General features: G+C 31.5%; 6 protein-coding genes. 5 read left to right on the top strand and 1 reads right to left on the bottom strand.

The genetic code is table 11. The features are described from left to right. Positions 1-877: TniQ family protein (locus BMSHG_RS26795; RefSeq protein WP_019156815.1), on the bottom strand; the 877-nt coding region annotated here is incomplete at its 3' end. Positions 878-933: 56 nt separating this feature from the next. Here BMSHG_RS26795 and BMSHG_RS26790 point away from each other — a divergent pair. The 5 genes from BMSHG_RS26790 to BMSHG_RS22980 all read left to right on the top strand — a co-directional run bounded on the left by BMSHG_RS26790 (position 934) and on the right by BMSHG_RS22980 (position 6899). Next, on the top strand, positions 934-1584 hold the full coding sequence (locus tag BMSHG_RS26790; protein ID WP_019156814.1) for a TnsA endonuclease N-terminal domain-containing protein: 651 nt from the start codon (positions 934-936) through the stop codon (positions 1582-1584). Positions 1585-1589: 5 nt separating this feature from the next. Continuing rightward, complete coding sequence (locus tag BMSHG_RS22995) at positions 1590-2261, top strand: hypothetical protein (protein ID WP_019156813.1); 672 nt, start codon at positions 1590-1592, stop codon at positions 2259-2261. Further along, complete coding sequence (locus BMSHG_RS22990; RefSeq protein WP_019156812.1) at positions 2215-3657, top strand: Mu transposase C-terminal domain-containing protein; 1443 nt, start codon at positions 2215-2217, stop codon at positions 3655-3657. Before BMSHG_RS22995 ends, BMSHG_RS22990 begins: the two co-directional genes overlap by 47 nt. A gap of 9 nt (positions 3658-3666) precedes the next feature. Beyond that, entirely contained in the window at positions 3667-4638 is a 972-nt protein-coding gene (locus BMSHG_RS22985; protein WP_019156811.1) for a TniB family NTP-binding protein, read from the top strand. A 329-nt stretch (positions 4639-4967) separates the two neighbouring features. Next, the gene (locus tag BMSHG_RS22980) at positions 4968-6899 is read left to right on the top strand and encodes an LTA synthase family protein (protein WP_019156810.1); all 1932 of its coding nucleotides are present in this window, start codon (positions 4968-4970) and stop codon (positions 6897-6899) included. The last annotated feature ends 146 nt before the right edge of the window (positions 6900-7045 follow it).

Genomic DNA, 7045 nt, shown 5'->3' with positions numbered 1-7045 from the left:
TAAATATATGAAGTTTATTATTTTCTTTATTATTATTTTTTATTAAATTTATGTAATCGTAAAATTTATTAGGCCATTCTTTTAGTATTAAGTAAGAGTGTAGGTATAATGGACAAGCTTGTTGTAGTGTTTTAGACTTTTTAAGGCGAGTTCTTGCGATGGCGTTTCCGCTATATTTTACACCGTCAATTGAAATAATATCATCAATATCTAGTGTTTGTGGAAGCCAGGTCGCTAGAAACTCTAAGGAATTATAAAAATCAAATGAATTTGTAATCCAATTATTAACTTTAACAGTTGTATCATTGAAAAAAAATTTATCTACTTCTCTTTGATATTCAAATATATTATGATCATTTACAGTTTCAATCATCGATGAGGAGATAGAGATTTCACAAACACATTTATCGTTTACGACGGATTTAATATTTATATCACGATCACAAGATGGGCATTTATCTATTAGGAATACCTTGTGCTTTTTGCAGACGGTACTATACGTAAAACTCCAATCCATTCGATGATAGGGATCTTCTTTAACACACAGGGAACAAACTTTTGTAGTCTGGTATAAAAACCAAGGACACTTTATTTTGTTCTTAGTATCATAATCAACTTTTAAACCATGAAAATCTAAAAGGTATGGGAAAGTCATTTTAATGGCATCTTCTTGATTGATGTTTAAAAAACTAGAAACGTCTAGGACAACTTTTAAATCCCCCCAATTAAGCGAATTCCCCCTAATTTGATAACCAGAAAACTTAGCAAAGTTATATTCAATCCACGACAGATTATCCATTAAATTTTCTCTTGCAGTTCTATAAAAGAATCCAGTAAGACTTTCATTTTCCTTAGGAGTTAAATGAAAAAGTAGCATTATTAATTTCACCTCAAATTAAGTAATCTCCAATAGAATTATTTGGTAAACTAATTATGGGTGATAATATGAGACAAGCTAGAAAAATTAAGCCATCAAAAAAAGGTAACTATAGGGGATATATAAATAGCCGTAAATGTGATGAACTGGTTGAATGGGAAAGCCTTTTAGAAAAAGACTTTATTAAAGTTTTAGATTTTGACCCATCTGTTAATAGGATTCAATCACAACCATTAAAAATAAAATACCGATATAAAGGGAAATTGTATAAATATTTTCCTGACTTTTTAGTTGAAACGAAGGATAAACATAAGATTCTTTTTGAAGTTAAGCCAGAAAATAAGATGAATGATGATAAAAATAAAGTAAAATTTGAAGTAGGAAAAATCTATTGTGAAACAAAGGGTTGGGATTTTATAGTCGTTACTGAAAAAGACATACGAAAAGGATTTTTAATACAAAACCTTGATAAAATAAGGAAAATTGATGAACGATTAACTAAACAAAGTACGAAAATGAAAATATATGGTTTTGTTCAGGATATCGGAAAATGTAATATAAGCGATGTTAGAAAACAATTCGCTAACATTCTAACGAATGCAGAGTTTGAAGCAAATTTATATTTTATGATTTATAATCACTATTTTGAAGTGGAACTTATTAATGAAATATTTAGTGAAAATACTATAATTCATGTTGTAAGGTGATATAAATGAGTACTTTTTCATTTGTTGCAGGAACAAAGTTTATGATAAATGAAGATAGATATATCGTACGAAGAGATAGCAATGGGAGTATTGAGCTTGAAAACTTAAATTACAAGAAAGTTGAAATATGGGATAAAAATGAGTTATTAGAAAAATGGTTAAATGATGAATTGGTTTTTAGAAATGAAGATTGGAGCAGTAATGAAGAAACTTTAGAGGATTTTTCATTAATGGATCCAGAATCAATAGAAGAAGCTAAAAGAAGATTTGAAATCCTAAAACCAGTATTAGATGGAGAAATATTACCATCCGAAATTAGTACTTATTTAGGAAACCTAGATCCGAAAGTGGGAAAAACAGCTTTTTACGAATGGAAAAGTAGATGGGAAAAATATGAGTCCATTCGAGCACTTGTAAAATATAGACCAGGGCCAAAAGGTCACAAAACAAAAGTGGAAGTATTAAATATAATTTCGGATATTATTAATGAATTCCAATATGAAGGTCCAAAATTTACAGATGAGCATTTGTTCTCGGAATTTGAACTGAGAATAGATGAGATAAATGAGTTTAGGGATGAGACTCAAAAAATCAAAAAAAGTGTCTCGCTCAACTTTTTACAGAAGGAAAATGGAAATAGAAGACAAGTTGAAAAAAGAATCAATAAAGCTTGGTAAAGTTGAAACAGAATTAAGAAAAAATGGCTCTAGAAAAGAAGTTGTGGTAACCAATCCATTGATGCGAATTGAAATAGACTGGACACCTGCTGATGTTTTATTAATTAACCCTGTTACTTTAAAACCACAAAAACCTTGGTTGGTATACGCAATAGATAAGGCAACGGGGCATCCGCTGGGGTTTTATGTAACATTTGAAGATGTAAATGCATCAGCTGTAAAACAATGTATATTACATGCTATAATGCCCAAGTCGTATATAAAAACCTTGTTTCCTTTAGTTGAAAATGAATGGGTTGCTTATGGGAAGCCAGTTGAGGTTGTTTTTGATAATTCAAAAGTAAATGAATCATTCGATGTTAGAGATGCTTGTCAACAGCTTAATATTGATGTTCAATTTTGCAAAGTAGGGGCAGGTAATGAAAAAGGTACAATCGAGAGAGGATTTAGAACTCTAAACTCTACATGGATACATACATTACGTGGTACAACTTTTTCAAATATTTTTGAAAGAGGATTATATGATTCAGAAGGTCAAGCGTGTATAACAATGCAAACTTTTATTTATATGGCACACATTGTAATGGTTGATATCATTGCAAATACTTATAATAAGAGACGTGGTGGAAAGCCAAGAGACTTGTGGATTAGAGGAATTGAAGATAATCCTACGCTTGCCTTACCACTCCCACAAAGTAATAAAGAATTAAAACTAATATTTATGAGTGGAATTGCTTATCGAAAACCTCAAAATAAAGGTGTAGTTATAGAGAACGAATATTACAACAGTCATGAATTAATGGAACTAAGGAACAACTTAATAAATGAGGTAAAAGATGAAAAAAAGCTAGAAGATGTTAGGGTTAGATACGATAAGGCTGACATGCGGTCTTTATATGTATACGATAAATTTAAAAAGAGGTATATTGAGGCTAGAAATACTGGATTCGAAAGAAAGAAGATTAATGGAGAACTACCGGTACATTATTCACAATTACAATTAGATTCTTCTATTAAAACAGAAGGAAAGAATAATGATGACAATACGAATTTAGCTAGAGCTATGAGGAAAGTTGAGCAATTAGCAAATCAAGATTTGAAAAAACATAAACAGCAAAAGCGACAAACTGAACAAGAGCAAAAAAAAGATTTACCAAAAAGTACTTTATATGAAGGGATTTCTTCAATTAGTCTTGCAGAAAGGCAATTAGAAGGTCCCATTGACGCTGATACAATCATTGTCCATGACGAGAAGCAGAATGCTAAAAAAGAACCAGAGGCAACAAAATCGAAGAAAACATCTACTAAGTTAATGGATGATACAAATTTGATTGATACTAGCTATGATATAGATATTGACTTATTACCAGACTATGGTGTCAGCTTTAGGAAGTGAGGTTTTATAATGCAGGGAAAATTTAAACCTTTAAAAGGGAAAATTCCTACTCTAAAGGAAATAAAAAGGAGAAAAGAGCATGTTAAGAGTATTATAATACCCTATCCCCGTTATAAATCATTAATAGATAAAATTGAAGAACATCATCAGCTTTCATTTGGATCTGTCCAGCCAGATGGATTATATCTATATGGTGAAACAGGGCTTGGGAAGTCCACCATACTTAAAGAGTATAAAAATAAATATCCAAGTAAAAGAATAGGTGGTTCCACTAAATTACCTGTTTTGTACTTAACTGTTCCGGTCGGAGCAACCCCAAAGTCAGTTGCTTCTAAAATTTTGTTGGAGATGGGCGATCCTAATTATGACCGCGGTACGGAGAATAATATGACAGCTCGCATTTTATCATTTGTTGAAAAATGTGAAGTTGAAATGATTATTATAGATGAATTTCAACATTTAATAGATAGTGAAAGTAAAAAGGTATTAAACAAGGCATCAAATTGGGTGAAAAACTTAACTAATGATGTTAATATCCCTATATTAGTATGTGGGATGCCGGAATCAAGTAAAGTATTTGAGATTAATGAACAATTAGATCGACGTTTTTGTGAAAAACAAAGTTTACAGCCTTTTTCCTATCAATCTAGAGAAGATCAAATTGAATTCAGAGCATTCTTAAATGGTATAGATAAGCAACTTCCTTTTCCAGAGCAATCTTTTTTAGCTGATCCAATATTGTCACAAAAGATATTTTATGCTACAAAAGGTAATCCTTTTTATATTAAGAAACTCCTAGAAGAATCAACAGTATCAGCTCTTAAAAATGGTTGTGATTCAATTACAGAGGATGATTTATTTATCTCTTTTAAGTCTATTTCCTTATCAACTAGGAAATTTGTTATCAACCCATTTAATCAAGAAAACTTTAATTTGATTGATGCTTTTGAAAATGAGATCAGGATGAAAGAATCCAGTTAACCCTTTGAAATATAAAATTTTACTAACCAATAGTTGGAGATTGAATAAGCGTAAGTATATGTTTTGAAATCAGAAACATGTATTTACGCGTTTTTTATTGGGAATGTAAATTTTATTTTAACTTTTTGTAAACGTTTCCTAATCTGATGTTAATGGGTTTCGACAAAATAACTGAAGTTCCAACTTGTTGACAATTTACAAATACAAGTTATTATCTAATGTGAAAGAAAGAACATCAATTATGGAAGAAAATGTATAATATAGAAATGTTATAGCGAGAAAAATGTATATAGATTACCAAAGTAACAAATGTATCAAGAGGTGAACGGATGAAAAACATAATAAAGAAGCTTAAGCAAAGTAATTATTTTATGAGTCTATTTATAGTAGCGGTTGTTTTACTATGGATTAAAACGTATCTAGTTCAACGTAACCAATTCGATTTAGGAATTAACAATACGATGCAGGAGTTTCTGCTATTTCTGAATCCACTCGGTTCTGCATTGTTATTCCTTGGACTAGCCCTATTGGCAAAGGGAAGAAGAAAGTATATTTGGTTGATTGTAATTAACTTTTTATTAAGTTTTCTACTCTTTGCGAATAGTGTATATTATCGATTTTTTAATGATTTTATTACCTTACCAACGTTAACACAAACACAGAATTTTGGGGATGTGGGGAGTAGTATCACTTCGCTGCTGAAACCATCTGATTCATTATTTTTTATAGACACAATTATTTTATTTGTACTAGTTATTGTTATTTTTAATAAGCAAAAAGACCTTCAAATTCAACGAAGGAAAATTGCAACAGTTTTTATATCTGCGATAGTGTTAATGTCTGTCAACTTAGGTTTGGCTGAAGCAGACCGTCCACAACTGTTAACTAGAACCTTCGACCGTAACTATATTGTTAAGTATTTGGGAATGTATAACTACACCATTTATGATGCTGTTCTAAGTACAAAAGCATCAGCAAAACGTGCATTAGCAGATAGTAACGATATTACAGAGGTCATTAACTACACGAGATCAGAGTATGTGAGTCCTAATCCTGAATTTTTTGGTAAGGCAAAAGGTATGAACGTCATATATGTTCACCTGGAGTCAATACAAACGTTTTTAATTGATTATGAACTTCATGGTGAAGAAGTAACACCTTTTTTAAATTCTTTAACAAAAGATGAGAATACGTTATATTTTGATAACTTTTTTCATCAGACAGCTCAAGGAAAAACAGCGGATGCTGAATTCATAATTGATAACTCATTATATGGGCTACCTCAGGGTTCGGCATTTTCAACAAAAGGGCATAATACGTATCAAGCTGCTCCAGCTATATTAAGTGATTATGGATATAGTTCAGCAGTTTTCCATGGTAACACAGGTTCATTCTGGAATCGTGATGAAATCTATAAATCATTTGGATTTGATGCGTTCTACGATTCTAGCTACTATGAAATGGTTGAGGATGAACTAGCTGACTATGGTTTGAACGATAAGCCGTTCTTTGAACAATCTATGCCTATGCTAGAAGCTTTACCGCAACCGTTCTATACTAAGTTTATTACGGTAACACACCATCATCCTTTTACACTTCCTGAAGAGAAGGTGACAATTGCACCACATACAACGGGAAATAGAACAGTAGATAATTACTTTCAAACTGCACGCTATGCTGACGAAGCTTTAAGTGAATTCTTTGGTTATTTGAAGGAATCTGGACTTTACGACAACTCAGTTATTATTCTATATGGTGACCATTATGGTATTTCCGATAATCATAGAAAAGCAATGTCAAAAGTATTAAACAAGGAAGTAAATGACTTTGAAAGTGCTGGCCTACAACGAGTTCCTTTATTTATTCGTGTTCCAGGGGTTGAAGGTGGAACAAAGCATCAATATGGAGGGCAAATTGATTTATTCCCAACAGTAATGCATTTGTTAGGCATAGATACCAAATCAAATGTACAATTTGGAACGGATTTATTATCTGAAGATCATGATGAGCTTATTCCTTTCCGAAATGGTGATTTTGTTAGCCCAACTGTCACATATACAGGTGGTAAATTCTATGATTCTCTTACAGGAATTGAGATTGAAGATTACAAGGAATTAAGTCGCTTTAAGGAAATAGCGGAGATGAAACTTAGATTCTCTGATCGGGTTGTTGAAGGAGATTTATTACGTTTTTATACTCCAGAAGGATTTACACCTGTAGATCGGTCACAATTTAATTATTTGAACAGAAATGTTGATTAATAAATATAAATATTTTATTTAAAGCCGTTGAGATATTTTCCAACGGCTTTTTATTGTACTTCAGGTACCAATTTATCTTGTTTATAAAAGATTGTTGTTATAAAGAGAATGAGTAGTAGCAGACTATTAGTAAAGTCTGCATTTTG

It is taken from the genome of Robertmurraya massiliosenegalensis JC6, assembly GCF_000311725.1.
GTDB lineage: Bacteria > Bacillota > Bacilli > Bacillales > Cytobacillaceae > Robertmurraya > Robertmurraya massiliosenegalensis.
The sequence above is the reverse complement of the archived record's forward strand: the minus strand, read 5'-3'. Positions and strand labels throughout refer to the sequence as shown.

Excerpts from the sequence above, each read along its gene's own strand:
- BMSHG_RS22990 (WP_019156812.1), top strand. The coding sequence starts at position 2,215 with ATGGAAATAGAAGACAAGTTGAAAAAAGAATCAATAAAGCTTGGTAAA.
- BMSHG_RS26790 (WP_019156814.1), top strand. The coding sequence starts at position 934 with ATGGGTGATAATATGAGACAAGCTAGAAAAATTAAGCCATCAAAAAAA.
- BMSHG_RS22995 (WP_019156813.1), top strand. The coding sequence starts at position 1,590 with ATGAGTACTTTTTCATTTGTTGCAGGAACAAAGTTTATGATAAATGAA.
- BMSHG_RS22985 (WP_019156811.1), top strand. The coding sequence starts at position 3,667 with ATGCAGGGAAAATTTAAACCTTTAAAAGGGAAAATTCCTACTCTAAAG.
- BMSHG_RS22980 (WP_019156810.1), top strand. The coding sequence starts at position 4,968 with ATGAAAAACATAATAAAGAAGCTTAAGCAAAGTAATTATTTTATGAGT.